This window comes from Pseudoflavonifractor phocaeensis (assembly GCF_016901735.1).
Lineage (GTDB): Bacteria > Bacillota > Clostridia > Oscillospirales > Oscillospiraceae > Pseudoflavonifractor_A.
The window spans coordinates 26974-52775 of sequence record NZ_JACLZC010000009.1; the positions used below are offsets into that span (position 1 = coordinate 26974).

At 50.2% G+C, this 25802-nt stretch carries 22 protein-coding genes; 13 read left to right on the forward strand and 9 right to left on the reverse strand.

Translation table 11 applies throughout. The annotated features are described in order from the left end of the window. Window positions 1–246: 246 nt before the first annotated feature. A complete protein-coding gene (locus H7U37_RS03420; RefSeq protein ID WP_204873623.1) occupies window positions 247–468 on the reverse strand; it encodes an LLM class flavin-dependent oxidoreductase in 222 nt (73 codons plus the stop codon). A gap of 587 nt (window positions 469–1055) precedes the next feature. Here H7U37_RS03420 and H7U37_RS03425 point away from each other — a divergent pair. The 11 genes from H7U37_RS03425 (at window position 1056) to H7U37_RS03475 (ending at window position 13868) form a co-directional block, all read left to right on the forward strand. Then, a complete protein-coding gene (locus H7U37_RS03425; RefSeq protein WP_087235037.1) occupies window positions 1056–1256 on the forward strand; it encodes an AbrB/MazE/SpoVT family DNA-binding domain-containing protein in 201 nt (66 codons plus the stop codon). Between the two features lie 354 nt (window positions 1257–1610). Next, on the forward strand, window positions 1611–3077 hold the full coding sequence (locus H7U37_RS03430; protein ID WP_071429664.1) for a LuxR C-terminal-related transcriptional regulator: 1467 nt from the start codon (window positions 1611–1613) through the stop codon (window positions 3075–3077). A gap of 141 nt (window positions 3078–3218) precedes the next feature. Further along, complete coding sequence (locus H7U37_RS03435; protein WP_139193343.1) at window positions 3219–4583, forward strand: hypothetical protein; 1365 nt, start codon at window positions 3219–3221, stop codon at window positions 4581–4583. 44 nt (window positions 4584–4627) lie between these two features. Next, a complete protein-coding gene (locus H7U37_RS03440; RefSeq protein ID WP_071429670.1) occupies window positions 4628–5038 on the forward strand; it encodes a hypothetical protein in 411 nt (136 codons plus the stop codon). Next, complete coding sequence (locus tag H7U37_RS03445) at window positions 5022–5525, forward strand: zinc ribbon domain-containing protein (RefSeq protein ID WP_204873626.1); 504 nt, start codon at window positions 5022–5024, stop codon at window positions 5523–5525. Before H7U37_RS03440 ends, H7U37_RS03445 begins: the two co-directional genes overlap by 17 nt. Window positions 5526–5549: 24 nt before the next feature. Then, window positions 5550–8030 (forward strand): tetratricopeptide repeat protein, encoded by a 2481-nt coding sequence (locus H7U37_RS03450; protein WP_087169851.1) that lies wholly within the window; start codon window positions 5550–5552, stop codon window positions 8028–8030. 1 nt (window position 8031) lies between these two features. Then, window positions 8032–8910, forward strand: coding sequence for a tetratricopeptide repeat protein (locus tag H7U37_RS03455; protein ID WP_087169852.1), 879 nt, complete (start codon window positions 8032–8034; stop codon window positions 8908–8910). Continuing rightward, entirely contained in the window at window positions 8907–10259 is a 1353-nt protein-coding gene (locus H7U37_RS03460) for a hypothetical protein (RefSeq protein WP_204873628.1), read from the forward strand. The genes H7U37_RS03455 and H7U37_RS03460 overlap by 4 nt, the downstream gene beginning before the upstream one ends. A 113-nt stretch (window positions 10260–10372) precedes the next feature. After that, a complete protein-coding gene (locus H7U37_RS03465; RefSeq protein WP_204873629.1) occupies window positions 10373–11443 on the forward strand; it encodes a hypothetical protein in 1071 nt (356 codons plus the stop codon). A gap of 96 nt (window positions 11444–11539) precedes the next feature. Further along, on the forward strand, window positions 11540–12961 hold the full coding sequence (locus H7U37_RS03470; RefSeq protein WP_204873631.1) for a hypothetical protein: 1422 nt from the start codon (window positions 11540–11542) through the stop codon (window positions 12959–12961). Further along, window positions 12954–13868, forward strand: a complete 915-nt coding sequence (locus tag H7U37_RS03475; protein ID WP_087290077.1) for a hypothetical protein — start codon at window positions 12954–12956, stop codon at window positions 13866–13868. Before H7U37_RS03470 ends, H7U37_RS03475 begins: the two co-directional genes overlap by 8 nt. 371 nt (window positions 13869–14239) lie before the next feature. Here H7U37_RS03475 and H7U37_RS03480 read toward each other — a convergent pair whose 3' ends face one another. Further along, the gene (locus H7U37_RS03480; protein ID WP_204873632.1) at window positions 14240–15535 is read right to left on the reverse strand and encodes a DNA primase family protein; all 1296 of its coding nucleotides are present in this window, start codon (window positions 15533–15535) and stop codon (window positions 14240–14242) included. Beyond that, window positions 15528–16124 carry a CHC2 zinc finger domain-containing protein gene (locus H7U37_RS03485; protein WP_204873634.1) on the reverse strand — a complete coding sequence of 199 codons (597 nt, stop codon included), beginning with the start codon at window positions 16122–16124 and terminating at the stop codon, window positions 15528–15530. Before H7U37_RS03485 ends, H7U37_RS03480 begins: the two co-directional genes overlap by 8 nt. A 173-nt stretch (window positions 16125–16297) precedes the next feature. On the opposite strand from H7U37_RS03485, the gene H7U37_RS03490 reads away from it, so the two are divergent. Both H7U37_RS03490 and H7U37_RS03495 read left to right on the forward strand, forming a co-directional pair. After that, a complete protein-coding gene (locus tag H7U37_RS03490; protein ID WP_204873635.1) occupies window positions 16298–17413 on the forward strand; it encodes a DUF6076 domain-containing protein in 1116 nt (371 codons plus the stop codon). A gap of 110 nt (window positions 17414–17523) precedes the next feature. Then, the gene (locus H7U37_RS03495) at window positions 17524–18633 is read left to right on the forward strand and encodes a hypothetical protein (RefSeq protein WP_338049766.1); all 1110 of its coding nucleotides are present in this window, start codon (window positions 17524–17526) and stop codon (window positions 18631–18633) included. 10 nt (window positions 18634–18643) lie between these two features. Here H7U37_RS03495 and H7U37_RS03500 read toward each other — a convergent pair whose 3' ends face one another. From H7U37_RS03500 to H7U37_RS03525, 6 genes are all read right to left on the reverse strand, one after another. Continuing rightward, on the reverse strand, window positions 18644–21640 hold the full coding sequence (locus H7U37_RS03500; protein ID WP_204873639.1) for a type I restriction endonuclease subunit R: 2997 nt from the start codon (window positions 21638–21640) through the stop codon (window positions 18644–18646). Next, window positions 21640–22020 (reverse strand): hypothetical protein, encoded by a 381-nt coding sequence (locus H7U37_RS03505; protein WP_204873641.1) that lies wholly within the window; start codon window positions 22018–22020, stop codon window positions 21640–21642. Before H7U37_RS03505 ends, H7U37_RS03500 begins: the two co-directional genes overlap by 1 nt. Continuing rightward, entirely contained in the window at window positions 22017–23297 is a 1281-nt protein-coding gene (locus H7U37_RS03510) for a restriction endonuclease subunit S (RefSeq protein WP_204873643.1), read from the reverse strand. Before H7U37_RS03510 ends, H7U37_RS03505 begins: the two co-directional genes overlap by 4 nt. Beyond that, on the reverse strand, window positions 23294–25009 hold the full coding sequence (locus H7U37_RS03515) for a type I restriction-modification system subunit M (protein ID WP_204873644.1): 1716 nt from the start codon (window positions 25007–25009) through the stop codon (window positions 23294–23296). The genes H7U37_RS03510 and H7U37_RS03515 overlap by 4 nt, the downstream gene beginning before the upstream one ends. Beyond that, entirely contained in the window at window positions 25006–25245 is a 240-nt protein-coding gene (locus tag H7U37_RS03520) for a type II toxin-antitoxin system prevent-host-death family antitoxin (protein ID WP_204873645.1), read from the reverse strand. The genes H7U37_RS03515 and H7U37_RS03520 overlap by 4 nt, the downstream gene beginning before the upstream one ends. 62 nt (window positions 25246–25307) lie before the next feature. After that, the gene (locus tag H7U37_RS03525) at window positions 25308–25772 is read right to left on the reverse strand and encodes a hypothetical protein (RefSeq protein ID WP_242864969.1); all 465 of its coding nucleotides are present in this window, start codon (window positions 25770–25772) and stop codon (window positions 25308–25310) included. Between the last annotated feature and the right edge of the window lie 30 nt (window positions 25773–25802).

Genomic DNA, 25802 nt, shown 5'->3' on the forward strand with positions numbered 1-25802 from the left:
CAAAGTGCCGTGGGCTCTCCGAGGGGGAATGCGGCATCTGCGGATGCCTTGCCGCCTTTAGAGGTTTGTGTGTGGTACCCAAATCCTCAAAAGGCGGTGTGACCGACAGCCTCTCCGCAATCTCGATTGCTTCATTTCTGCCGCTCACAGGCAGAGCAGATTTTGCAAACCCACTCTGCCATCCATCTCCAAATCTGCGGATTTTTCGATGGGGACGGGAGATACGGTGGGTAAGAACGGCGGACATTATTTGTCCCTCCGTTTCTGCCATACGAGATCATAGCCAAGGGCATCGGCGAGCTGTACCGTCTCCACATACCGCAGAGACTCCCGCTGGAGCTTGTTGGACAGGTTGGAAACGCTGTCGCTCCAGCCGTAATCCTCAGAAAGCAGGTCAACGACTTCCTGCATCGTGTAGCCGGAACGCACGATGTACGACTTAATTTCATTTCTTAAATTGGATTTCATAGAAAATACCTCATTCTTTCGTAAAGTTAGTTTGCCGTGGAGCATACACGTTGCACGGTACAGTTCATCTTAATTACTTCTCAAAAATCGCTCAGAACTGCGCCTGTGAAGAGCTGTCCAGAGCAACACCCCATCGACTTTGCGATTAGATGGGCTTGCAAGCGAAACCGTGAAAATAAAGGAATCCATTATCAACGGAAGAATGGATATGGATGAAGATCTGTTTCAAGAATTGAGCTTGACCCTTTTCCGCTGCATCCAAACAATCAAAATCTGAATCTAATTCAGTGTAATGAAAAAGGCCCCCAGACTCTGGGGACCTTTTTCCCTGTATTGAATTTCTGTTTTTGGCATCCCTGAAAACATGACTGTCACTGCCAGTTTTCAAGCAAGCACACAAATACAAAGCAGTGTCTAGCTTTATCAAAAGTGTTATTTAACTGTACCCTATTTAAAATGTTGGTCAATTTTTTCACATTCGCATATTTGTAAAGATGCTTTTTCAACAGCGCTATATTGACTTTAAGCTCTTTACGAAGTATAATTAATTATACAAATCATACTTGTTTCACGGAGGAGAACTGAACATGGAAAAGTCGGAAGGAAAATATGCATGGACTGTGACGGTTGGTGAAAAAGGACAAATCGTAATTCCTAAGCAAGCCCGAGAGATTTTCAAAATAAATCCAGGAGATACACTGATGATTTTGGGAGACGAAAGCAGAGGGTTGGCTATCCCGCCCAAAAGTGCATTTGCTCAATTTGCGGCCACTATTTTTGAAACATAAGCAGATGAAGAAAAGGGCGAATAAGATTCTATGAGTCATGCTTTTTGTTTGTTTTTAATGGTGTTGGTATATTAGTCGGCATTTCTGAGAGATAAAAATATTTCTGTATCTGACAGAATATCTTGTACCATATATCCATATATCCATGTAAACAAGTAATTCCGGTGGAAGTTACAACTGCTTCATCGTTTTATAACACTAACTTGTGATCTCTCCGTAAGTGGAGTTTGATGAATATAATATCACCCTCTTCCTAAGGGGCGTTAACAATATACAGCCTATATCTCCTATAATGGTGAATATAAGAGAGTGTGTGATGAGACCATGCGTATTGCATAAAGTGAAGGAGAATCTATGAAGACAAGGGGATTGAGAACACCAGCATCCATCAATGCCATATTGCTGTTGAGCATATTTACATTCGTCTTTTTAGGCGTGGAGTATCTTTATGTCAATATGATGTCTCGTATGGTTGGTGAGGATCAGACAGTGATTGCTCAAAATTACGCACTCGGTATCAGCGTTTTGGGATTTATCTTGTATCCGGTTTTGAATCGGGCGGTTCATGAACGGTTCAAAGCCCTACTTACCTTTTCTACCGTTCTGGTCTCCATCATCTGCATTTTTCTAATCCAGCAACATATCTCATACGCCATTACCCTAACAGCAGGGTTGATTTTGTTTTTTCTGATGGGGCTTTTCGGCAGTTCGGCTCACTATTTGGCTGTCTGTACCATCCATGGGGAGCGAACACTGGCCCGGCTGGTGGGTTTTGCCTATGCGGGCGGTATTCTTCTGCAATATATCAATAACAACTTAATCAACATAGAAATTGCCGAAGCGGTCATTCTTTCTGTTTTTCTAGCAGTGCTGAGCGTTCTGTTTATACGGACGAGGCATGTTTTTCGCGTGGAATTGATGGGTGAAGAGAAAACTTTATCTAAAGCGTTGGAGAAAACAAACGGCCCAATACAGAAAAAAATAACGACGGGCTTACTCCTGGTCTTTCTAGTGGCCCTGATGGCCTGCGTATTCAGCACATTGGACAACGCAATCACCTTAGGCCATGCTGCAGGCGCAATGGATATCGGGCAATGGCCCCGCATTCTGCTGGCGCTGAGCGGCCTGGCGGCAGGCTTTCTCTTTGATATTCGGAACAGAAAATACATGACGCTTATGATGTACTGCGTAATGGTATTCTCTGTTCTGTGTGTGATAATACTTCGGTGGGGCGGCCCATTTTTGACCGGAGTAGTGATCGCCTATATAGCTTCCGGATTTTTTGTTGTGTTTTTTACCACTAGCTTTTTAGAATTTGCGGCTTGCATGCGTATACCAGATCTCTGGGCAGGCATGGGACGGGCGGTGAATAACCTTGTGGCGGCGCTGATTACCAACAGCTCAGTAACTCTGCTCCTTTCAGGCAGAAACCTCACACTGGTCATCTTCATGCTGGTGTTGTTTGTTGCTGTCAGTATTCTGATGTTTGCCTATACGACTAGATCCCATACGGCATTGGCCCCGCCCGAGGCCCCGGCAACAGGATACACGCCAAAAGAAAAGTTTTCTTCCTTTGCAAGTCTTTTTTCATTGACCGACCGAGAGCAGGATGTTCTGCAGTATCTTCTGGTTTCCGATAGCAGTGTGCAGGATATCGCGCAGCAGATGGCGATCTCAAGACCCGTACTGTACCGCCATATTAGCAGTCTCAATGAAAAAACAGGTACCAAAAGCCGAATCGGCCTGTTGCAATTTTATTATGAGTGGATTCCGGAAAAAGAAGACGCCGCCCTTGAAAAAAGCCCGGATTTTAGGGCTTGAGACAAATGCAACCCCTTGTTATCTCAGAAAAAACAGCATAAAAACCAAAAAAGAGATGAATGTAACCTTATATTTTAGGATACTCCATGCTATTCTCTGTTTAAGGGACTGGCGCGGAGATCTGAAAAGCGGTATAGCGCTGTGTCAGAATTTCTGGTGCGGCGCTATTTTATTTGCGCAGAAGTTTTCTGCAAACAAGAAACCGGAAGGAGTGGATATAAAGCTGTAAAACAATCCCGTGAAATCACTATTTCAGCAAATTTTACGTTTCTATCTAAAGCGTTTGTATGGATCAGGAGGACTTATGGTATGAAAAAGTTGAGGCGGACAAAATTTATACTTCTACTATTGGCAGCAGTTTTTCTGACTACCCTTTCCGGATGCGGAGAAGCTGGAGACCTTGCGCAGTCTCAGATCTCTTCGGATTCCAAATTGGAAACCCATCCTTCGGACACAGAACCAGATACCCCTCCTTCGGAGGAAGCTTTATCTTCATCGAAGGACGAGATCGCCGTCACGCCAACAGCAGCCAAATCGGTCGAACTGGAGCTGTATGAAACAGCAGATTTCAGTTTGCAAATCCCCAAGGGATGGACGGTAACGAGCGGCGGCACAGGCATGTATCACTCCATCCGGGTCCAGGATCCTGCTGAGCCTCTCAACCAGATTTTCGTGCTGCTGAAGGCAGATGCTTTGCTCCACAGTCAGGAGGGAAAGGACGCCTGGGCTTATTATTCCGGGATTTCAGGCGTCCCCGGAATGCAGATATTTGCCCTGGCACCAGTCCTGTCAACCCCCTCTACTGAGAACTTTTTTAAAATTTTTCCGCAGTATGCAGATTTTGCTGTGCAGGCTGAGCCGGGTTATACTGGCTATACCTTCCCCCGGTTTGAAGGATTTGCTGTCACCGAGCGTTTCCCGTCAACCGGCGGTTTGAGTGCTTACGCACTGAACGATGAGATTCTACGGGCTACCTTTACCGAAGGAGGAAAAGAGGGTGAGGGCATGTTTGCCGCGTCAGTGGTGGATTTCGGAAGTGCTGAGATTGCGGCGGGGCCACCAGTAGGATATCAGGTCCCATCGGCGGATGGCGGCTATTATATGGCCTATAATGTGATGGCTGTAACTGCCGTGAAAGATTCTTTTCTGGAATGGGTCGACATCCTTACGGAGTGCGCAAGGAGCCTGGAATATTCTGAAAGCTATGTAAATGCCGTAAAACAGGCCGGAACTGAAACCGTCGCGCGGGCTATGGAGTTCAGCCGGAATGCAAACGAGGTGCTAGACGGGATTATGTCCTCCTGGGAAAACCGAAACACCAGTCAGGATATCATCAGTCAAAAGCAAAGCGATGCAACCCTCGGATACGAGCGTATCTGCGATACCGAAACCGGGGAAATCTACAAAGCGGAAAACGGCTGGAGCGACGGGTATCATGGCGACCGGTATCAGCTGGTCTCAGAAGACTCGATGTATCTGGAACCCATCAGCGGATATATCGAATGACAGCCACAAATAGAGAACCGATAAAGAAAAAAGGAGGCGCTGATATGGAAAATGTAAAACGGATCCTTCCCTATGTGAGGCGGTATGTGCTGATGGCGATCTACGATGTGTTGGATGAAGAGAGCATTTCCTATCACAAGGAAGAAGACGCGATCGTGGCCAGGGCAAAGGTGTATGGAAATATCAGCGTCTTTTCTATTTCTGCCGAGGAAAAGGAGGTAGGAACCGAGCTGAGGGTCGCGTTGCTGCAGCCATGCGGGGGATTGTCTGAACAGGGAAAAGAACGGACGATGGCCGCTATGTCGGATCGGATCGTACAGTATCTCGAAAATGAGCTTTTAATGAATCGACCCGTCGAAAGACTGAATCATGAGCCGGAAAACGGCTCTGGAAAACGGCTCTGTCAGATAAACAAAATCATAAGAGAGGAGTATTGTTATGGCGTTTCTGGATAAGTTAGGCAGCTTGGCAAAAAATTTGGGGGATAAAACCAACGAAGCGATTGCGATGAGCAAGTTGAACGGAAAAATTACATCGGAAAAGGCTCTTGCGGAAACAGAGCTGAGAAAAATCGGTGAGTATTATTATGGCCAATTTCTTTCCGGCGGCCAGATAGAGCCAGAGATACTGGAGGCCTGTCAGTCGGCCAAAGCCCATTACGATGAGGCTGCACATGCACAGTTGGAGATTGACCGAATCCGCGCGGCGGAAGCAGCGCAGGCTGTCACGACGGCCTCGGCAGGTCCTGTTTGCCCATCCTGCGGGACAGAGAACACAGCGGGAACAAAATTTTGCCGGCAATGTGGAACAAAACTGGTGGCAGAGTCCCCTGCTGTATGCCCACAATGCGGGGCGGCTGCGGAACCGGGAGTGAAATTCTGCCCGGAATGCGGCACGGCTCTTTCTCAGCCGGAACAAGCCCCTCGGCCAGATGAACAATGACTCCACTGAAAGGAGGCTTTTGCCTTGAAAGAAGAAAAACAACGACTGATGCGAACGTTGGCTGACGCATATCAAAGCGGCTGGGCAAAATGGCTGTTCGGCGGGCTTTGCTGCCAGCTTTTGCTTCCCTTTCTTTTGAAAACAGCCTTGCTCTACATAGAAAAACATTCGCTGGATGTGTTGACCCTGTTCCTTGCGGATTCTGCCGGGATATTGGGCGGCGCGGCCTTTGTGTTGGCTGCAGCCCGGTCAGCCCGGCCTGATAAGAGGTTCCCTTTCCGGCTATTGTTCAGCGGGATTCTTCCTCTGCTCGCCGTATTTTACGGCCGGGAATTGCTGCTGTCGCTGCTCCAAACCTACCTTGCGCCGATGTTCCAAAACCTTTGGAGCGTCTGGATTCCCGCTGTTTTGATCAATGCGACCGCTTCTGTATTGACGTCTATGCTTCTTTTTCATGTGGTGGAAACGGTTACAGGTGAAAAGAGAGCGAAAGGTGTGTCTGTTTCAGCCATCTTCTCCGCAGTGATCATGGTCGGGCTGTTCATGGGTTCTGCGATGCTGAGCTCAGCGGTCGCTCTGCTCCAGCCAGCGGGCGACAGCGTATTCGCCGCCGGGCTGGCCAGGCTGGTCTCGGCCATTGTCCAATGGGCTGTGCTGACCGGGATCCTCGCCGCCGCTTCCAGACGGCCCCTGGCCACTGGTTTGCCAACTGAAATGCCCAGCGCGCAGAAGCCTTCCGGAGAAGACGACGCATCCGCAGCCCCGCCTCCCAAATCGCCGGTATGGAAAAGCGGCTGGTTTCGCCCGGCCCTCTCCTGCCTTGTTCTGGCGCTCACACTGCTGTGGGGAGCCCTTCCTACCACCACGGAGGCCGGGTCTACCGGCTTCCTGGCCAGCATGGAGCAGCAGCTCTCCGCCGCACAGTCCTATCTTTCGGCAGGGGATTATCTCTCTGCCCGAAAGGAGTATGTAGATTATCTGGAAACGCTGGACGCGCTGGAGCAGTATGCGGAAGGAGGACACTTTGGTTCTCTCCATGCCAGTGCACACACCCGCAACGAGACCCTAGCGCAGCTGGTCAATATAACTGCCGGAGCGAATGAACTTACTTTGCTGGAGGAACAGTACCGGCAGGGAAAGATCACATCGGCCCTGTGCTTCCGGCTGCTGGAGGCATATCGGCAGGCCGAAGAGCTGTCCGATGCGCAAAAAGAACTCCAGCAGGATGCTGTGGTGCAGCTGGCGGCGGCCCAGATTTACAGCGGCGCCGCACAAGAGGAAACAGGACTCTCCCCCAGCGCCGTGGAACGGCTTCTGGCCGGCCGGGCGCAGGTGGAGGTGCAGTATAATTGCGCGGACCTGATCTCCTGGGCTCAGGCGGGAGATAGCGTCGGAGAAAGCGGAGTGGACAACGATATCATGCATCGGACTATGGGGCTGGCAGAGGATTTCCCGGAAGAGATCGCCTACCAGTACCTGGTCCTTTACATGCTGGACGGGTATCCGGTTGTCCCGGGATCCTCGCAATCCTCTGAGATCCTCGCCTGTGTCGACCGATACGATACCCTCTACCGGGAGGAGCTTATGGCTGAGGACAGTGAGGATGAGCGTTTGGCCCACATGAAGAAGCTTACCGGTATCTATCTGAAGCTGGGGGACACCGCAAAGGGGGCCGCCTACGCTCAGCGGGCCGCAGAGGAAACAGGTGACCCCTTCCTTACCGAACAGGCTATGTACGGCTATTTTATGCTGGCCCAGGGAGAGGAGTGCCTGGAGCTGGCAGAGGCGGCATTGAAGGAGGATCCTGACAGCTTTATAGCCCTCAGCTATGCCGGCAGGGCCGCCATGCTGCTGGACGACTACCCGGCGGTGGCGGACTATGGAGTACGCCTGTCGGATATCGCCAAAGAGAGCGATGACCCTTACGCCGATTATATGCTCTATCAGTTCGTCAGCTACCTCACGGTGGAGGACAGTTGGTATGCAATGAGCGACAGGTTCCCCGGCGCCGCCTGTTACCACGAGCTGCCGGAGGAGCAGCTGAAGCAGATCCAGGAGAACGAATACCTCAACGCCTATATCCAGGCCTTCGCTGCATCCACAGACAATACGGTGGTGGATCTGGGTTATTATCGATGGGAGGATCCCGAGGGAGAAAGGGCGCTGGAGCTGGCGGACGCCCTCATCTCCATGAAGGAGGAAGCCGGCTTCCCCCACTATATCCGGGGGATGGTTCTCAATGGAGTGGACCGGTATGAAGAGGCAATCCGGGAATACACTGCGGCTTTGGCTCAGCAACCAGACGAACATTACATCTGGTACGCCCTGGGCGCCTGTTATGAGGAACTGGGAGATCTGCAAAACGCCCAGCAGGCGTTCCAGATCAGTCTGGACATCATGCCGAAAATCGGCAGCAGCCATACCGGAGATTGGACCGGGGTGTCCGTTCACGCGGGTTTTGCGCTGGAACGGGTCCGAGGACAGCTTGCGCAGGGAGGGAACTGAAATGATGATGACCATATCGATCCTTGTGTTTATTCTGTTTCTGTGCTGCACTGTTTTCCTGAAGGGAAGTCTGCTGGGGGGGATCCTCGGCATGGCCCTGGCGGCTGGGGCCGCGGCCCTGGCAGTGCTGCGGCGCAGGTATCCCCAGAAAAAGCTGGCGACGGCAGGATGCGTACTGTTGATTGCAGTTGCGGCCGGAACGGGACTTCTTTTTCCAGCGTCCGGACTGTCCGAAGAAAGCCCAGCTGAGAACCCGCTGATTGCACAACTGACGGAGGCGGCGCTCTCAGGTGATCTGATTGAAGGCGATCGACTGGCGGCGGAATACACTGCCGGACGTGAAAAGGATATTGCGGAAAACGGCGCGCCGGAGTTCCTCCCGGCGGACGACACGGTACATCTGCTCCTGGCCCAGTGTTGCCTCGTGGCTGGAGATCCGGCCGGGGCAGAGGCAGCTCTGAAGAAAGTGGCCGACAAAGGAAGCCAGGAGTATTTCCTCCAGTACGGCGAGCTGTGCCGCCAAATGGGAAGCGATGTAGGCTTCCGAAACAACTGGCTGGATGCCGTGTACGCCTATCCCCAGTGGGAGACCGCCAACCTGATGCGAGGGATTAGCATACTGGACGAAGTGACTGCACGCGATATGGATTATGTCCTGCCTACCATCTTTTTCTTCCTCGGCCGGGCCTACGAACTGAACCCCGAGAATCCCTACACCAACTGTTATCTGGGGGTGGCCAACTGCATCCGGGGGAACTACCCCCTGGCCCTGACCTATCTGGATCAGGCGACGGAACTGGACGACGGAAAGGACCAGGCGCTCTCCCAGACCATAGCGGAATACACGGAATTTACGAAAAAGGAGGGAAAACTGCAATGAGAAGAAAATGGATGCCTTTTGCCCTGGCGGCGATCATCGCGGCGTCGGCCGCCATAACGCCGGTCTACGCCGACGACCCGCCCTCCGGGTCGCTGCCCAGCAGTTTTGAGGGCTACCGGCCCTCCGGCTCCGACGCCGCCGGAGGCGTTTATCTCATGCTAACCGAGGAGACGATCCAGAACTGGACCAGACCCCGGGGGGAAAGTCCAAGCCAGACCCCCAGCTCTGCCGCTGTCCGGCGGGGGGCCAAGCGATTCCAGAATGGGGTGGAAAAGATTTCCACCCTGACCGAAGCGGTGGAGGATATGACCCCGGGCAGCAGCCCCTACGCCAATATTTCCCCCGGGATGGAATTTATCGATAATATCCTAACCGGAATCGGCGCCACATCGGAGATGGTCAAGCATCCCGGCGCAGAGCGGATCGGTACCGCCGCAGAGGTGACCCAGGGGGTGATCCAGTCCCAGCCGGTGGTGGACTATATCGCCGAGAACAAGCATCCCATTATTGATTTCATGGATCAGATGACCATCGACATGAACTGGGGGATCACCGAGTTGTTCGGCGGGGACGGGGACGCCTATATCCGGAACATCCGCGATAACGGGTATGAGTCCCTTGCGGGGGATTTCAACGCCTTCGATGATGTCCAAGGCCAGAACTGGCAGGACTGGAGGATCGCCCAGCTGTACCAGCGGTACGCCGAGCTGATCGCCGCGGGCAAGGAAGCCGAGGCTCAGGCCCTTCTGGACCGGCTCAACTCCATGAATCAGGATCCCTCCTCCATGACCCCCAGGGGAGTGGAGGTCAAAAAGCCCAACATCTACCTGTACCCCGAAGAGGAGACGGAGATCACCGTCACCTTTGACCGGCCGGAGCTTCTGACCGTGTCCGACCCGCTGTATGGGGACGGATGGACAGTTACCGCCCATCCGGACGGCACGTTGGAGGATGCAGGCGGCAAATATGGCTTCCTGTTCTACGAAAGCCTGGCAGATCCCTCCATTTTCCGCCTGGACGAGGGCTTTGTGGTGAAGGCGGAGCAGCGGGAGCAGACCTACCGCCGGGTGCTGGAGGCTTATGGCTTCAACGAGCAGGAAATTCTGGACTTTATCGAATACTGGACGGATTACCTGGAGCCCGGCGTAGATTATGTGATGTATCCGCTGCTCACCGAAGGGGTGGATGCGGAAATGCCGGTCCGCTTCTCGGTCCAGCCGGACAACATATTCCGCCTGTGGTTTGGCTTTGTCCGGTACGAGGGCGGCGCGGTTCCCGAGCCGGAAATCGTTCCCATGGACCGTAGCGGCTTTGAGGCGGTCGAGTGGGGCGGCGCAGTACTGAACTGAGAGCAGAAAACAAGAGGCGCGGGGAGACAGCTTCTTCCCGCGCCTTACAGTAAAAAAGGAGGATCTAGTGTGCCATGAAGATTCGGGCTACATGGAAAAAGCGGATATGGGGAATGGCACTGGCGCTTTGCATCACGCTCCCAGCGCTTGCCCAGCCTGCTTTGGCTGCGGAAGAATATATACCCGGCAATCCCCGCTGGTCAGGCTACAAAAATCAAGTGCAGTGGGATAAGCCGGAAAACGCCGGTTCCAGCGACAGTTTCGAGTACGAGGCTCATCTGCTTCTCGAAGGCGAGGTGTTGGAAAACCAGACGTCGGAGATCCAGCCCTATGTCTTTTTCTCATCCGATACCGTGACCCTGCCGCAGGAGGAATACACCATCCGGGTGCGTGCCCGGTGGATTATGATCGTCGGGGATCCGGACGGCCAATATATGGTAGCCGATGTTGGGGACTGGGGGCCCTGGGCCTCCAGCGGCCCGGAAGCAGACGGGCCGGCCCCTGCTGCGGCTGGCTCCGGGAAGGTGGAACTCACCTTTCCGGATAACGGCGTGTCCGTCTCCCTCCAAGCGGATTTATCGGAGGATGCAGAGCTCTATGCCGATACAATGGCGGCGGAAAGCCTGCTCTGCGCCGATCCCGGACTGGAAGCCCAGCTGCCAGGGCTTTTATCGGTCTATGAGATTTCGATCCGGCAAAGCGGCAGACGGCTGGAGCTGGGGGACATTCCGATAGAGATCCGCATCCCCTTAAATGATCATCTGAAAAGCCAAAGCCATCATCAGGCGGTTTATCTCGGTGAGGAGCCGGAGCCTCTTGAAACCGTTTCCGAGGGCGACGCTTTGATTTTTGAAGCCCCTTCCCCGGGGCGGATCGCTATCCTCGGATCCGACAAGCCCTTTGTGCCGGTAGCCGCTTCCTCGGATAGCCCACAGTCTGAAGCGTCTGGAACTGCTTCCATGGAAAGCAAAACCCCGGAAACCTCCGCTCAGGCGTCCGATGGCAACGGCTCTGAAGAACCAGTCTCACCGGACAGTCCGCAGGCAGAGGAACCCGAACCGGAAAAGGATGACGGCGAAACTTCCTATATGGCGGTTGGGCTGATCGTTGCCGCAGCAGTTGCAGCAGGGGTTACGGCTTTTATCCTCCTTGCACGCAGAAAAAAAGCATCATCTCATAAATAGGATGAGACTATCAGAACCATACAAACATCGGGATACCATGCCATTGTATCCTGTCCAGCTTTATCCCCGGCAAAGCCGGAAAAAGGAGGAGAGCTCATGAAGAGACTGATTGCAGTGTTGCTGACCATTTGCATCGCTGCTGGATTGCCCGTAGCGGCATTCGCGGAAAACGGACCGTCTTCCGGAGAATGGAGCAGCGCCTGGATTCAACTGATTCAAGGAGAAGAAGCGCAGCTTCTATTCAGCAGCAGCGAGCCGGCTGTCGAAGTAGCGGGAGCGGCCTATGATCGTGAGACCAACACCATCACGCTGACCAACTACAATCACCCGAACACCAGTTTGAACACCAATGAAATGGGAGATGATTTGAAGCTGAAGTTAGTTGGGGAAAACCATATTTCCGCTCTTGTTGTGTGGGGATTCGGATGGGGTGGAAGCTTGGAAATCATCGGGGACGGTTCGCTGATTATCAATGAGACCAAGAAATCTCCCATTGCGATACGGTTTATGGCAGAAGGGACGAAAGGTGTTCTCAAAATCGGTCCGGAAGCTACGCTGACAGCATATAGAGGTTCCGACGCCGAATATTATTCCGCAGCGTTTGTGGGTTCTATTTCCAGCAGTTTTCCCTTGCAGGGCAAGCTGGCAGTAGAACCAATTCTGACAGATGACTCCGGCATGGAAGAAGAGGCCTGGCTTGGAGAAACTGTCATAAAGGAAAGCGAATACACCGCCGATGTTGAACTTGCTTCCAAAAAAGGCGATAATCGGCTCTATGGTATCCGGGTTCTTGAGCCTGATGAGGTCATTACTGAAGGGCAGGTGGATATTTTTGAACTGATCCCTGCCGCCGGGCTTCCAAGTGGAAATGAGTATCTCGCTGTCAGCGTCGCTACCCTCCGCCAAGACAGATGGCCGGAGGAATACACCAAAGACCCTGAAAACAAACTAATGACCCTAAGACAGTCTGAGTTATCCAGCATGGGGGCCATTGAAAAGGATGGAGAAACATTCTTTTGGGGCACGGACGGTTTGAAAGAAAGCGAAGAGTATCCTAAGGAGTACATGTATTCCGTCTATCGGAGCATCATGGAAATCCCAATCACAGATGCATGGAGCGGCGAGACGGCACCTGCAAAGCTTGTAGTTCCTGTGGACGGCCTAAGGAACCTCACCACCGATCAAAGCGCGGTTCCGGAGGATTATCGGCCTGAAATTGAAAAAACAGGTATGTATAGTTATTACTGCACAAATGATGTGATTCAGATATCCCCATCTGGAGATGCCGCCGCCGTTTCAGCCGGAAGGGAAAATGTAGATCCCGTCGACCCGGCTGACGGGGAATCCATTTCCCCGCCGGCAGATCTGCCGGAAGAGTATGAAAACGGATGGACAGTGCTCTCCATTGCCGCCGCCATTTTCTTAGCCGCAGTAGTGACACTGGCTTTTTTCGTTTTGGTTCGCAGGAAAAAGGCTTTAGAAAAAACAGAAGGAAAGGATGTGGGCCGCGATGAGTGACCGCAGAAAACCAAAATGGAGTTTATTCATTCCCGTTCTCCTGTGTCTGACCGTCCTGGCTGGGTGTGGAGAGTCGGCAGAAAAAATAACAGAAAATTCGGATACAGGATCTGTCGTGGAATCCTCGACAGGCTCTCCGAAACTGCAGGCTTCTGACCCGCATGAAGTGCCATCCTCTGATGCGGAGGAACCGGATGCGCAGGAGGAATGCCAAATCTACACTGCCATCATAAACAGCTCCTATGGGCTGATAGACGCGACTCTGGCCAATCCGGAGACCATTTCATCGGCCAGGATCGATGTGTTTGATTTAGTTTCTCAAAAGGCTTTCTATGAAGACATCTTTGGTGAAGGCATTTCCAGGGAGGAGATCGATACCGGGCATTACAGCGCGATGTATGATAATTTTGTGCCCGATTTCGAAGCATATTGGGCGGCCAACGGCGAGGGGAGCCATCCGGATTTTGAGATCACCCTGACCATTGAGCGGACCGATGGAGAAACGGAAACCTATGTGGCCGAGCATATGGGCGGAAGCCCCGAGTTTCGCTGCTCCTATGACCCGGATACTGGTATGGTGGAAATCCGGTTGTATGAGTTTAAAGGAGAGGACTTCCTCCCCGTGGTGTGCGGTGCGCCGGAAGACGCGGTGGGTAAAACTGTCAGTGTGACGGTGCTGGCGGATGGTCAGCCCATCCCTCAGGAAAACTACGCAGTTGACGGTGAAACGGAGGAAACCGAGATTTCCTCTTGGGATAATCCGGATGAACGTCAGACTATAACGCAATATATCACAGTTGTCACCGCTTTGCTCCCTCCGTCTGTTTATGCTGAAGCCAAGACGAGCGTCGTGCTGGACATGGAGCTCAACGGGCACCGGTTTACCTACACAAGCCCAATCGCATAGACGGTGACTCTTATCCTTGGAAACGAGGTTTCAAAAAGATTCGGGGCCTGCAAAGGCGTATGCCGGCGGCATAACTATGATTCAATGAAACCTCTTTGTAAAGACCTGAAAATGTCTTCGCCTCTAGCCACCTTTCCGCATACCACCATCACCGTTCTGTAAATCACCGAATGATGATTTGCATTCTGTTTACAGTAGTGTTTTTCACTGTTTGCACAACCATTGATCGGGAAGTGCGGATTTTAGAGCGCCCTCTGAGCCGAACAATAAAAAATGAACTTCGATTTTTTGCGTTCGTGCGTTCCTTCGTTCCAAAGGCTGCACCCGATTAGGAACGCATGAACGCACGAACAGAAAATTTTGATGTTCCGTTACAACTCCATAGGCGAGAGCAGAACATAAATGCCCATATATCCCCGGCACCGTTTTCCACCGCCGATGTGTAGATTGTTGACCGGCTCCAAATGGTAGCGTTCAGCATTTTGGCTAAGCTGGTTTGCGAAGCTCTTTGGTGACAGTGGGTTTTCGGCGTTGTCCTCGCACCACCGCTTATAGGCTGCATACAGATTTTTGGTGCTGGCTTCATAATCGGCCTTGAATGCCACATAACCCTCAGAATCGAGAAAGTCCAGAATGTTGTTGGCATCCCGAACTGCGGAAGTGATATTGTCCTTGGCTCTCTGGCTGATGGTAAAGTGATAGTGATTGGCGATCAGCCGCCGCAATCCCTCCAGCATCCAGAGGAAGATTCCCTCTTTTTCGGCAATCAATTTCTCAGCAAGAAACGGGTCATCGAACCGATCCACAGGCTTATCTTTGGTGGTCAGAATGATCTGACGGCGAAAGAAACCATCGCTGCGGTCATGAAGTGCAGTCAATGCCCCGTTGCCAAAGCAGAGGAAACGCACATAAAGCAGCCCCTGATAGCTCTGTTCTCTCTTCCGTTCCAAATCCATCCGCAGTTCTGCTGTCACGATGGATTTTACATAGTTGGTCTTGGTCAAGGCATTCATGTCCAAATCATCGTCCAGCATGAGCAGCTTGCCCTCCAGGTCGGCTCTGGCAAAACGACTGTTCTCTACTTTCTGGATGGAAGTGGTGTTCATGTTGAGCCCGAAAATGGCGTTCATCACCACACCGATGCGGCTTTTGCCCTCGCCTCCCTTGCCAATCAGCATGAGCATTTTCTGGCCCTTGGTGGAGGGGATTAGACAATAGCCCAGATACTCCTGCAAGGCGGGAATATCCTCCAGTTCCAACAGTTCTGAAAGGAAGTGCAGCCAGTGTTCCGGTGCAGGAGCATCTGCCCGATAGGACACCGGAAGGCGGTTGCCACAATACTCTTTTTCCTCCGTAAAGGTGCCATCCAGGAAACAAGTGCCGTTCGCCACATGGATGCGGTCACATTGCAGGGTCAACGGTTCTGTGTATGCCGCCAGCTTCAACGCTTTGATTATCTGCTCCACCGTCTGTGCGACCTTGGCGTGAAGCCAGGGCGAGATTTCCTCATAAATCGTGCGCTTCAATTTGCTCTCATCGGGCAATGGGCCATCCACAGTATAAAAGCGGTCGTTGATACAGCGCATGGGATGCTGGGACAGGAAATCCCGGCAGTATTCCGGTTCGACGATTTTCCCCTTATCATCAATCCAAACAGGGTTATTCATGGTATCGCTCCTCTCTCAGGCGGGTCTGTAATTTGCAGATGTATCCGTTTGCCGTTAGTTCACTCACGACTTCGCCTCGTTCATAGGAATCGCCTTGCAGCAGAATGTCCAGCTGATACTCTGCCCAGGGCAGACGGTGGCAGGCTTCCACAAACCGCTCGTCCAACACATCTTCCGGCGCTTGCGGTGCATATTGCCTTTCCCAATCCAGGAGCAACCGCCGATACTGGTTCAAAACAGAAAAGCACAGCTGCTCGTTCTCACGAAGCTGCTGTGCTTTGGTTTTGTGCTTTAATTTTTGGCGAATTGATTCTGGCAAGGGCTTGTCCAGTACAAGGTGAAAGTCCGATGCCAGTTTTCGTGCCGCATCATACAGCCGAAGGTCAAACAGTTTGGCAGTCAGGTCGATCACGTCCCCGTGTTCCCCGCAGGCAAAACAGTGGTAGTGGTCATCCGATACATACAGGCTCGGATGACGGTCATTGTGGAACGGGCACAGCGCCATGCCATAGTGGTTGACATCGATTCCATACACCTGCGCTGCTTCCCGTGTGTTGATGCCTGTTTTCACCACTTCAAACAGATTCATACAAATTCCCTCCATTTCCTTTTTGATGGGGCAGTTTTCTCACCCCTCTGTATAGGTTATGGGGAAAATCGAAAAAAACAGGCGAATGGCATGACAAGCCGTTTTCAAAAAACATGACAAGAATTTAATTGTGTGCTATTATGAAAATAGAAAAACATGACAGGAGGGAGAAGATGGATCAGATTATCAACCATGCGGTTTTATCGCTGGATTTCTGGCAGGACACCGTGACCTATGAGGGAAGTACCATGCCCACGGGAACCATTGGCTGCGAGGTGCTGAACATCCCGGACAGCACCATTGAGAAGCTGGATACTCCCTGCAATGTGCTGAACCGGCTGCTTCAGGGGATGAACACCGGTTCCGTAGATATGGAGCTGCTTCCGCAGGTGCAGCAGGCCGCTGGCGAGATTATCTCCTTCTTGCAGGCAACGCCGCCATTCTCCCATCTGGATCGAGGCTATTTTGAGCAAAAGCTGGCCGTCATCTTTTCCGAAGAATCTATGGAGGATGCAAAAGTCTATTTGCAGCTCACTCAGCCGGAGCAGTTAGTCTGCGCTCTGACCGGACAGCACGGCAAGGCAACGCTGCTCGTCCGGGTAGCGCAGGTGCTGGGGCATTTGAGCTATTCTCTAAGGCAATACAAGGAAGCCTTGACGAAATTTGCGGAGCGGTTGAATGAACCAGGCTATGACCGCACTCCAGATGGTTATGCAGCGATGTTCGGACAGTTCTTCAGAAGCGAACCAACTTTATCGCTGGAAAATCCATCTTGGATGACTCTGACCAATGCTTCGGTGCAGTATGTGTCCGCTACTCGGCCCGGGAAAATGGAGCCTCAGCTGGTCAAGCGGATGCACTATGTTTCTTTTGTGGGAATGTTCCGCTCTGACCTGTTCGAGGGGCTTTGCGTAGGCCACGCCCCCAAGAAATGCCCCATCTGCGGCAGATGGTTTCTCACCATTGACGCACGGCACACCAAATACTGCGGCGGGCTGGCCCCCGGCGACCAGCGTGGACGGACGTGCCGACAAATCGGCAATCTGAGAGGCCGGGAACAACGTGAGCTTGCGGATGACCATCCTATCAAGGCGATTTATACCCGCCGTATGAACACCATCCTGCAAAGCACCCGCCGGGGAAAGTTGGATGAAGAGACGGCAGCAGCTATGAAAAAGCTGGCAAAGGATAAGATGCTCCGTGCGCTTTCAGATCAGCGTTATGCCAGCACTGTCTATGAGCGGGAAATGACTCAGCAGGCACTTTTGGAAGCGGTACAAAAGAAATGAGCAGCGAAACATCAGAAAGGCGGTGAGGGAAAATGGATACAGCGTGGACATGGGAGCTGCCCGGCCACTGTGCAAAATACAGTTTTCTGACGGAACCCAAGGGCTTGACCATGCGGGAAGTGGAACGCATCTTTCAGCTTGACCCGGAACCGCCTGTTCGGGAAAGCCTGAATGATTACATCATGGAGGCTGTGCAGAACCGTGAACAGCGCTGGTTTTCCTTTTTCCTTCACCGCTATGAAAACCGGCTCAATGGCCGTGTTCGCCGTTTCCTGCTGCGGGAGGGGCTGGATCGCTATGACCCGGAACGCTTTTTGGACTATAAAATGGGCTGTGTACTTGCCATGCTGGATTGTCTGTGGGAATACGATCCCGCACAAGGGGCAGATTTTCTGACCTATGCCCACCATTTTATCGGGAACGCCCTTTTGATCTGCCGGATGCAGGAGGAGACCGGTTCCTTTGAAAATGTGGATGAGTACAAAGCTGTGCGTGGGATTGCTTGGCTCTATAATCAATCCGGTCAGTCTGAACAGGCGGCGATTCAGGAATATGCTCAGAAAAATAGTTGCACCGAGGAAACCGCAGCGAAGTTTTTGGCATTGGCCAAGCAAAATCGCAGCCGTGTTCCGTTTTATCAGACCGTACAGGATGAGGATAGCGAAGAAACCGGCGAGGATGTCAGCCGGGATGACCACTGGGACTATGCGGAGGTTCTCTGGAACGGTATCCGGGCTGAAGCTGTCCGAGAAGCATTTGAAAAACTAAATTACCGAGAGCAGACTCTTTTGGAGAAGCGAAACGCCATCTGTATGACCTGTGGTAGGGTCAGCCCACTCAGCACCCGGCTGACCTTTGAGGAATTGGCGGTACTTTTTGAGGGCAGCACAGCCAGCGGTGCGGAACGAGCCTACCGCAAAGCTGTGGAGCACTTAGCCTGTTTGCTGACAGACGCCGGGGTGCTTCACATGATTCGCCTAAAACGTAAATCCCAGACCAAACGCAAAAAGAAAATCGCCGCCGCTGTCTACCTGTATCAGGTGGACAACGACGGCGAATGGGGCGAAATTTCGTTTAATTTTGAAGCTGGAACAGCGGAGATCATTCAGTTGGCAGAGTGGGATACGACGGTAAGTAAGAAATTTGCACAAAAAGCGATTCAATACATTCTGACCTGTAATGCTAAATTATGTAAAGAAACTACTCTAATATATGAATAATTGTCAACAGCTATGGATGGATTCCACTTCCTGTTGTGCTCCGCAATCGTTCATAGACAACACCTACCAACAAATCACGAACGGTATCTCCGAATTTGGCATCATCCAAAACTCTTTCGCAGAACTGCTGATTCTGCGCCATGCGTCCGATAACCACGTCCATAAACGCATCGTTAAAGGGAAAACGGAAATGTTCTTGTGAATTGTTGCGAGCCTGGACACGCAATTCCTCGTTGGCATCCATATCAGAAACAATTTGCTCCAAGACCTTGTCGATGTTAGTAAACTCTGTGCCAAACTTTTCGTTGATTTTATCAATCAGCTCAGACAGAGGGGCCTTTTCTTCCTCTGGCTTCGGTTTTCCGGGATGAAGTTTATTGGGCAACGGCTCACTTTGCTCCAGCGCAATAGACCCTTCAAAAATTTTCTGAACCCGGTAATATTGCAGCGATACTTCATCATCCAGAAAAATAGGACCGCCGCCCTCTCGCTTTGGCAGTTTCTTCTGAAGAAATTTTGCGTAAGCATGGAACTTATGCAGGTCGGCATCATCTAGTCGGATGATGTTGGTGAGGAATGTGTAGGTACGAACAAACTTTGCGAGGGTAGTCTTGAATTCTTCCTGCTCGTTCTCATCCAAACCGTTATATCGATCCACTGCCGGATCAAGGAAACTGTTGAGTACGCCAAAATCCATATTTCCCTGTTTCTTGGTAGGCTTGAAAAATGCTTTAGAGAAAGCCTCAATCTCACTCTGCCAATACACACGAAATTCATCCAATTTGGATTTCAGTTCATATACGATGTTGGCGTCTGTTGTCTCCTCAATACTGGTTTCTTCATAATACGGAGCAAAAGCGGCTCGTATATCCTCGGCAGAGTTTACAAAGTCCAAAACAAATGTATCATCTTTTCCGAAGCAGGTTCTGTTCAACCTGGAAAGTGTTTGGACAGCTTTTACACCACTAAGCTTTTTATCTACAAACATGGTGTGCAACAACGGCTCATCAAACCCAGTTTGGTATTTTTCCGCAACCAAAAGTACCTGATACTCGCCGCTGTGGAATTTTTCCGGTAGTTCGCTTTCTTTTATTCCATTTAGACTGACTTCGGTGTATTCCTCTCCGCCATCATGGACAGTCCCAGAAAATGCGATCAGGATACCCAGCTCATTTTCGTATCCCATCTTTTTGATGTAACGCTGAAACTCCTGATAATACCGGACTGCGTGCAGGCGTGAGCCGGTCACTACCATTGCTTTGGCCTTGCCGCCAATCTTGTCTTTGGTGACAGTGCGGAAGTGTTCTACGATGATCTGGGTTTTCTGGGCCAGATTGTGCGGATGCAGACTTAAGAATTTGCCAAGCGCCTTATTTGCCTTGCTTTTTTCATAGCGGGGATCATCGGCAATTTTCTTGCCGATTTTGAAATAGGTATCGTAGGTTACATAGTTTTTCAGAACATCCAGAATAAAACCTTCCTGAATGGCCTGCTTCATCGAGTAAATATGAAAAGCATGAGGAATACCGCTTGCATCCGGGGTTCCAAACATTTCCAGCGTTTTCGCCTTGGGTGTTGCGGTAAAGGCAAAGAAGGACAGGTTAGGCAACCGACCATGTGTAGCCATTTCTTTTGCGATTTCATCCTCGCTGTCGGATTGCTTGCGCTCTTCCTTGGCCTCCTCATCCGCAACCTTTTGGAGCTGTTCTTCCTCCGTTAGCCCCTCAGCATTTCCCAGGATCGCCTTCATTTTTTTGCTGGCTTCTCCGGTCTGGGAAGAATGGGCCTCATCCACAATGACCGCAAACCGCTTGCCGCTTAAATCATCTACCTTTTCAAGGACAAACGGGAACTTCTGAAGTGTGGTAATAATGATTTTTTTACCTGTGTTCAAAGCATCTGCCAGCTGTGCGGCGTTGTTGTCGATTTTAGTCACAACGCCTTCCACGTGCTCAAACTGGTAGATGGTATCCTGAAGCTGTTTATCCAATACGAGGCGATCTGTAATTACAATGATGCTGTTGAATACAACCTTGTCATTTTTATCGTGCAGGTTAGACAGATGGTGTGCCAGCCAAGAAATAGAGTTGGATTTTCCGCTCCCCGCACTGTGCTGAATCAGATAATTGTGTCCGGTTCCGTTTGCGTAGACATCGGCAACGAGCTTGCGGACCACATCCAGCTGGTGGTAACGTGGGAAGATCATAACAGACTTTTTAGGATTCTTTTTATCTTCCTGCAAATGGATAAATCTCTGTACAATGTCCAGCAGACTGTCTTTTTGCAGGACTTCTTCCCACAGATACGAAGTCCGGTAGGTGCTGTTCCCAACAGGGTTTCCCTTGCCGCCATTGTTTCCCTTGTTGAACGGCAAAAAATAGGTGTTGATGCCATTGAGCTTTGTGGTCATCCACACTTCTTCGGTATCCACGGCAAAGTGAACCAAGCATCGGGCTTTGAACGAAAGCAGAAGTTCTCTGGGATCACGGTCTTTCATGTACTGACGCTTTGCATTTTCGACAGTCTGACCGGTGATTGGATTTTTCAGTTCCACCGTCGCAACAGGCAATCCATTGATGAACAGCACAACATCTATGGAGTTCTCATTTTTCAGGCTATAATGCACCTGCCGGGTGATGGTGAGAATGTTCTTCTCATAGAGTGCCTGACTGGTTTGGTTCATGCCGCTGGCAGGCTTGAAATAGCACAGAGATAGTTTGGCGGGAGCATCTACAACGCCATGCCGCAGCACATATAATGTTCCGTATGTATCAAGATCACGATACAGCTTCTTCAGAAAACCCGTTTCCACATTCTCTCCGTGTTTTCTGCACAGCTTTTCCCATTCTACGGGCTGGCTGTCTTGAAGAAACCGAAAGAGCTGCTTGGTGTCTATGGCAAACTCACGATTATAGTCACGGGGATTTCCCTTGATATATCCGCCGTGGTCAAGCAGGCTGTATTCAATCTCTTGTTCAAATGTAATTTCTTTGGTTTCGATTGCCATTATTGACCACCTCCTATCAAAGTGCAAATCCAGGGGATCAGCCCAACCATACCGCCAATGATGGCCGATATGACAGCAATCCGCCATTCCCGCCGAGATAGTTTTCTCTCGGCTTTTTTTGCGGCCTTTTTGTTAGTGAAATAATTTTGACCATCTACTGTGAGGGACAGATAGTATGGAATGTTGTCAGCCCACTGTATGTGGACATAACCACATTCTTTCAGCTCTCGAAACGTATCCCGGAGCAGGGTATCCTGCTGCATGGATAATCCATCAAACCGCTTACTCCAATAAGCCGCATTGTCCTGACCGCTGGCTTGGAGGTCGATAATTTCTTTCAGCAAAGTTTCGCTTTGCGGTGACAATTCTTGATAGTTCATTCTACTGCCACCTTTCCGGTTACCACCTCAGAAATGACGCTTTGGCGGTATTCCTTTAGTTTTTCGATCTGTTCTGTAATATCCGCAATGATGCTGTCAATTCGTGCGGTTTCCTTATTCAAATATTCGGCAATGTCTTTTTGCTCATCCATTGGAATCAAGGGGAGAGGAACCTGCACAAAGTTCGAAAATCTCAAATCTTGACCATCACGGATAAAGTTTGCCGTGCGCTGCAATGCCTGAATATATCGGGGAGACTTAAACAGCCACTTGAAATACTCCGGTGCTACACCCGCCTTAGGCTTCAGAACGATGTAATGCCATGTGATGCACCCTGGAATATAGCTTATCTCCAGCCCGCCTTGAAAGCTACGCAAACTGATTATGAAATCGTTTGGCTCAACGTGCTTCCAGTTTTCAAGCCCTTTATCGGCCAAAACAATTTTATAGTTCTGCCGATCCATGTAATCTTCTTGGGAGATAATGCCGTACTTTTGGCTGGCGGTCAGCTGAATATCCGTTTCATGGCGGGTTTCTTTGCTTTGGGAAAACAAAGCTTTAGCAGGAACTATTCTCCAATGCTTTGGAATTTTTCCAATCCAATCGACTTTGCTATCCGTTGTTTCTACGTTTGGACTAATTCCTCTTGTTATTGCGGAGCATATTATTGAAGTCCTATGTTCATTAAGCAACTGAATCAGTTGCTTTTTATCAGAAATTGCGGAATTAATTGTTCCAATTATTCTGTCCAAATAACTTGCCAAATGCTTTTGAGTTTCGATTGGAGGCACTATATTTTTGATATTAATAAGCGTAGACGGATTGATTGCAGGATAACTTACACCTGTTGATAGAGAGGACACCTTCTCTACAAAATAATGATTAATAAGCGAATATGCCATAAATCTGGGATCAACCTTATTTGATCGTATTACAGCAAAACCAGTTGAAACAATAACATCATCATCATCTTGGATACTGGCTACCGCTTTCAGGTAAGTACGTACTGTGGATACAATCACGTCTCCTTTTCGTACAATTCGCCTTGCGCGAGAAGGTGCATTTTCAAAAAGCATTTCTTGGTATTGTTCAATGCCGTTTTCCAATGTAACACTACCAATATCAACATAACGAAATTCGTATTCCGCAGGTGTTCTTTCGGTCAGGACTTCGTCGTTAACAGTCGTGTAATATTTGAGCTTTTTGAGTTTCCAATTGGCTGGGATTTTTCCAATCCAAGCTGTTCCACTATCCTTATATTCTGCATACCTCTTCACTTTGAGAACACCTCCATAAGGTTTGCTTGGATGCGTTCCTCCAAAGCCTTAATTTCTTCCATAATTACAGAACTGTCACGCAGCGGAGTGAACTTGTAGAAATAACGGGTAAACGGAATCTCATAGCCGATTTTGGTCTTGCTCTCGTCAATCCAGGCATCCGGCACAAACGGCAGAACCTCACGACGAAAATATTCGTGGATGTCTTCCTTCAACGGCACCATTTCGTAGTCACGAAGGGAGGCATCTGCTTTTCTATTGCCTTTGCGGTCGATTACCGGTGTGCCATCTTCGTTAAGCAGGGGACGTTCTATAACAATTTTCCGGTATCCGAAATATTCATTATCCAGATCCATATAGTTCTCATCCGGCTCGTAGGTGCTGTACAGGCGCACCAGTTCTGCACGATTTTCTGGACTGATCATGTTGCGCTTATTGCCGAGACCCTTGCGCATCTTTTCAAAGAAACCGGCTCCGTTGATAAGACGCACTTTGCCTTTTCTGCGGTTCTCTTTGCGGTTGGTCAAAATCCAGATATAAGTGGTAATGCCGGTGTTGTAGAACAGCTGATCCGGAAGGCCAATAATAGCCTCCAGCAGATCATTTTCAATAATCCAGCGGCGGATTTCACTTTCTCCGCTTCCGGCATCACCGGAGAACATGGGCGAACCGTTAAATACAATACCGATGCGGCTTCCACCTTTTTCCGGCGGGTTCATTTTGGAAATCAGATGCTGGAGAAACAGGAAAGAGCCGTCCGAGATACGGGGCAGACCAGCGCCAAATCTGCCATGATATCCCTGAGAAGCCGCTTCGTCTTTGATGAATTTTTCTACTTTTTTCCATTCCACACCAAAGGGAGGGTTGCTCAGCATATAGTCAAATGTCTGGGACTTAAATCCGTCCTCATTGAAGCTGTTTCCCAAAACGATACGGCTGTTGGTATTGCCTTTTAAAATCATGTCGGAACGGCACGTTGCATATGTTTCGGGGTTTAATTCCTGCCCAAAGGGGATTACCTGGGTCGTGCTGTTCAGAGACTCCATTTTATTCTGGGCAACGGACAGCATTCCACCCGTGCCGCAGGCCGGGTCCAGAATGGTGATGACCTTTCCGTCGGTATTTGCAATTTCGTCCATATCGGGATCGAGCAGCACTTCTACCATCAGTTCGATTACCTCACGGGGCGTGAAGTGCTCACCAGCGGTTTCGTTGGACTGCTCAGAAAATCGCCGGATCAATTCCTCGAACATATATCCCATTTCCAGATTGTCAATCTGGGTATCGCTCATATCAATCTCCGCAAAACGCTGCACGACCAGATAAAGCAGATTCGCCCTTGATAGACGATCAATTACCCCGAAAATTTCAAAGTTGTCCATGATTTCACGGACATCTTCGGAAAAGCCATTGATGTAATCTCGTAGATTGGCTTCGATGGCATTGCTGTCATCCATGAGCTTTTCGAAATCAAATTGGCTGACATTATAGTAATCATGGCCAGTCATGCGCTTAAAGATAGGGCGCTTGTTGCTGACCGTCAAAGTCTTATTGGCCTCCAAAATTTTTGCCTTGGAAGGTGCAAGTACACAGTCAAAGCGACGCAGCACAGTAAAGGGCAGAATCACCTTGCCGTATTCGCTCTGTTTGAAATCGCCACGCAGCAAATCGGCTATGCTCCATATAAAATTGGCCTGTTCATTGATGTTCATATATCTGCTCCCTCTTCCCTGAGTCTCTTATACCGTTCGTATGAGATAACGACGTTCTGCGGCTTATTTTGCTTGCTGACAATCAAAACTTTGTCCTGCTCGTTCACTTCCTTAAAAATGCGTGAAGCCTGGCCCTTTTGAAATGATGTAATCGCTTCATAATCCGGCGTCACGGTAGAAGCGGACCTCTTTTTCGCCACAAAACCACCTCTTTTCGGCAAAATATGTCGATTCAATTTTAGCACAAAGTCATTACTTTTCGCAAGATAAAAAACTATATTAAAGTAATGACTTTTTCTTATAAATCGTTATGGGGCAAGGCTGTCACATGGATTAATCCCTTGCCCTCTCTTTTTCTTGCATATTCGAGAAGATCTCTTGCATTGCTGGCAGGGTGCCACGCATAGGCAATGAGGAAATCAGTATGATCGACCATATACCGATTTGCCCTGACAATAGCAACCTTACGAGGGACATTTTCCATCCCCGGAGGATAGTAGGTACTGTCAAATCCATCCGGTACAGGAATCGGGCGCTCTGCTGGATGGTACGGCAGCAATAATGTCAGTTCGACTTCTGGATGGGTTTGTTTTGCGGTTTTTACGGCTTTTGCCGCAAGACCGTCAAAACATCCATAACGGCCAACAATAAATTCAGTAACGCCGTAGCGGACTATATGCTCCTCAACAGCGGCGCATAGCACTGGGTAAATTTCTTCCGGTGTTTCTCTGTGCCCAATAAAGAAACAGCTTTTCTGGCTCACTGAAATCATTCTCCTTTTGCTTGTGTATAT

What these genes read in the sequence shown, in the direction of transcription:
- H7U37_RS03420 (WP_204873623.1), bottom strand. Translation starts at nt 468, where the DNA reads ATGAAATCCAATTTAAGAAATGAAATTAAGTCGTACATCGTGCGTTCC.
- H7U37_RS03425 (WP_087235037.1), top strand. Translation starts at nt 1,056, where the DNA reads ATGGAAAAGTCGGAAGGAAAATATGCATGGACTGTGACGGTTGGTGAA.
- H7U37_RS03430 (WP_071429664.1), top strand. Translation starts at nt 1,611, where the DNA reads ATGAAGACAAGGGGATTGAGAACACCAGCATCCATCAATGCCATATTG.
- H7U37_RS03440 (WP_071429670.1), top strand. Translation starts at nt 4,628, where the DNA reads ATGGAAAATGTAAAACGGATCCTTCCCTATGTGAGGCGGTATGTGCTG.
- H7U37_RS03445 (WP_204873626.1), top strand. Translation starts at nt 5,022, where the DNA reads ATGGCGTTTCTGGATAAGTTAGGCAGCTTGGCAAAAAATTTGGGGGAT.
- H7U37_RS03455 (WP_087169852.1), top strand. Translation starts at nt 8,032, where the DNA reads ATGATGATGACCATATCGATCCTTGTGTTTATTCTGTTTCTGTGCTGC.
- H7U37_RS03460 (WP_204873628.1), top strand. Translation starts at nt 8,907, where the DNA reads ATGAGAAGAAAATGGATGCCTTTTGCCCTGGCGGCGATCATCGCGGCG.
- H7U37_RS03465 (WP_204873629.1), top strand. Translation starts at nt 10,373, where the DNA reads ATGGCACTGGCGCTTTGCATCACGCTCCCAGCGCTTGCCCAGCCTGCT.
- H7U37_RS03470 (WP_204873631.1), top strand. Translation starts at nt 11,540, where the DNA reads ATGAAGAGACTGATTGCAGTGTTGCTGACCATTTGCATCGCTGCTGGA.
- H7U37_RS03475 (WP_087290077.1), top strand. Translation starts at nt 12,954, where the DNA reads ATGAGTGACCGCAGAAAACCAAAATGGAGTTTATTCATTCCCGTTCTC.
- H7U37_RS03480 (WP_204873632.1), bottom strand. Translation starts at nt 15,535, where the DNA reads ATGAATAACCCTGTTTGGATTGATGATAAGGGGAAAATCGTCGAACCG.
- H7U37_RS03485 (WP_204873634.1), bottom strand. Translation starts at nt 16,124, where the DNA reads ATGAATCTGTTTGAAGTGGTGAAAACAGGCATCAACACACGGGAAGCA.
- H7U37_RS03490 (WP_204873635.1), top strand. Translation starts at nt 16,298, where the DNA reads ATGGATCAGATTATCAACCATGCGGTTTTATCGCTGGATTTCTGGCAG.
- H7U37_RS03495 (WP_338049766.1), top strand. Translation starts at nt 17,524, where the DNA reads ATGCGGGAAGTGGAACGCATCTTTCAGCTTGACCCGGAACCGCCTGTT.
- H7U37_RS03500 (WP_204873639.1), bottom strand. Translation starts at nt 21,640, where the DNA reads ATGGCAATCGAAACCAAAGAAATTACATTTGAACAAGAGATTGAATAC.
- H7U37_RS03505 (WP_204873641.1), bottom strand. Translation starts at nt 22,020, where the DNA reads ATGAACTATCAAGAATTGTCACCGCAAAGCGAAACTTTGCTGAAAGAA.
- H7U37_RS03515 (WP_204873644.1), bottom strand. Translation starts at nt 25,009, where the DNA reads ATGAACATCAATGAACAGGCCAATTTTATATGGAGCATAGCCGATTTG.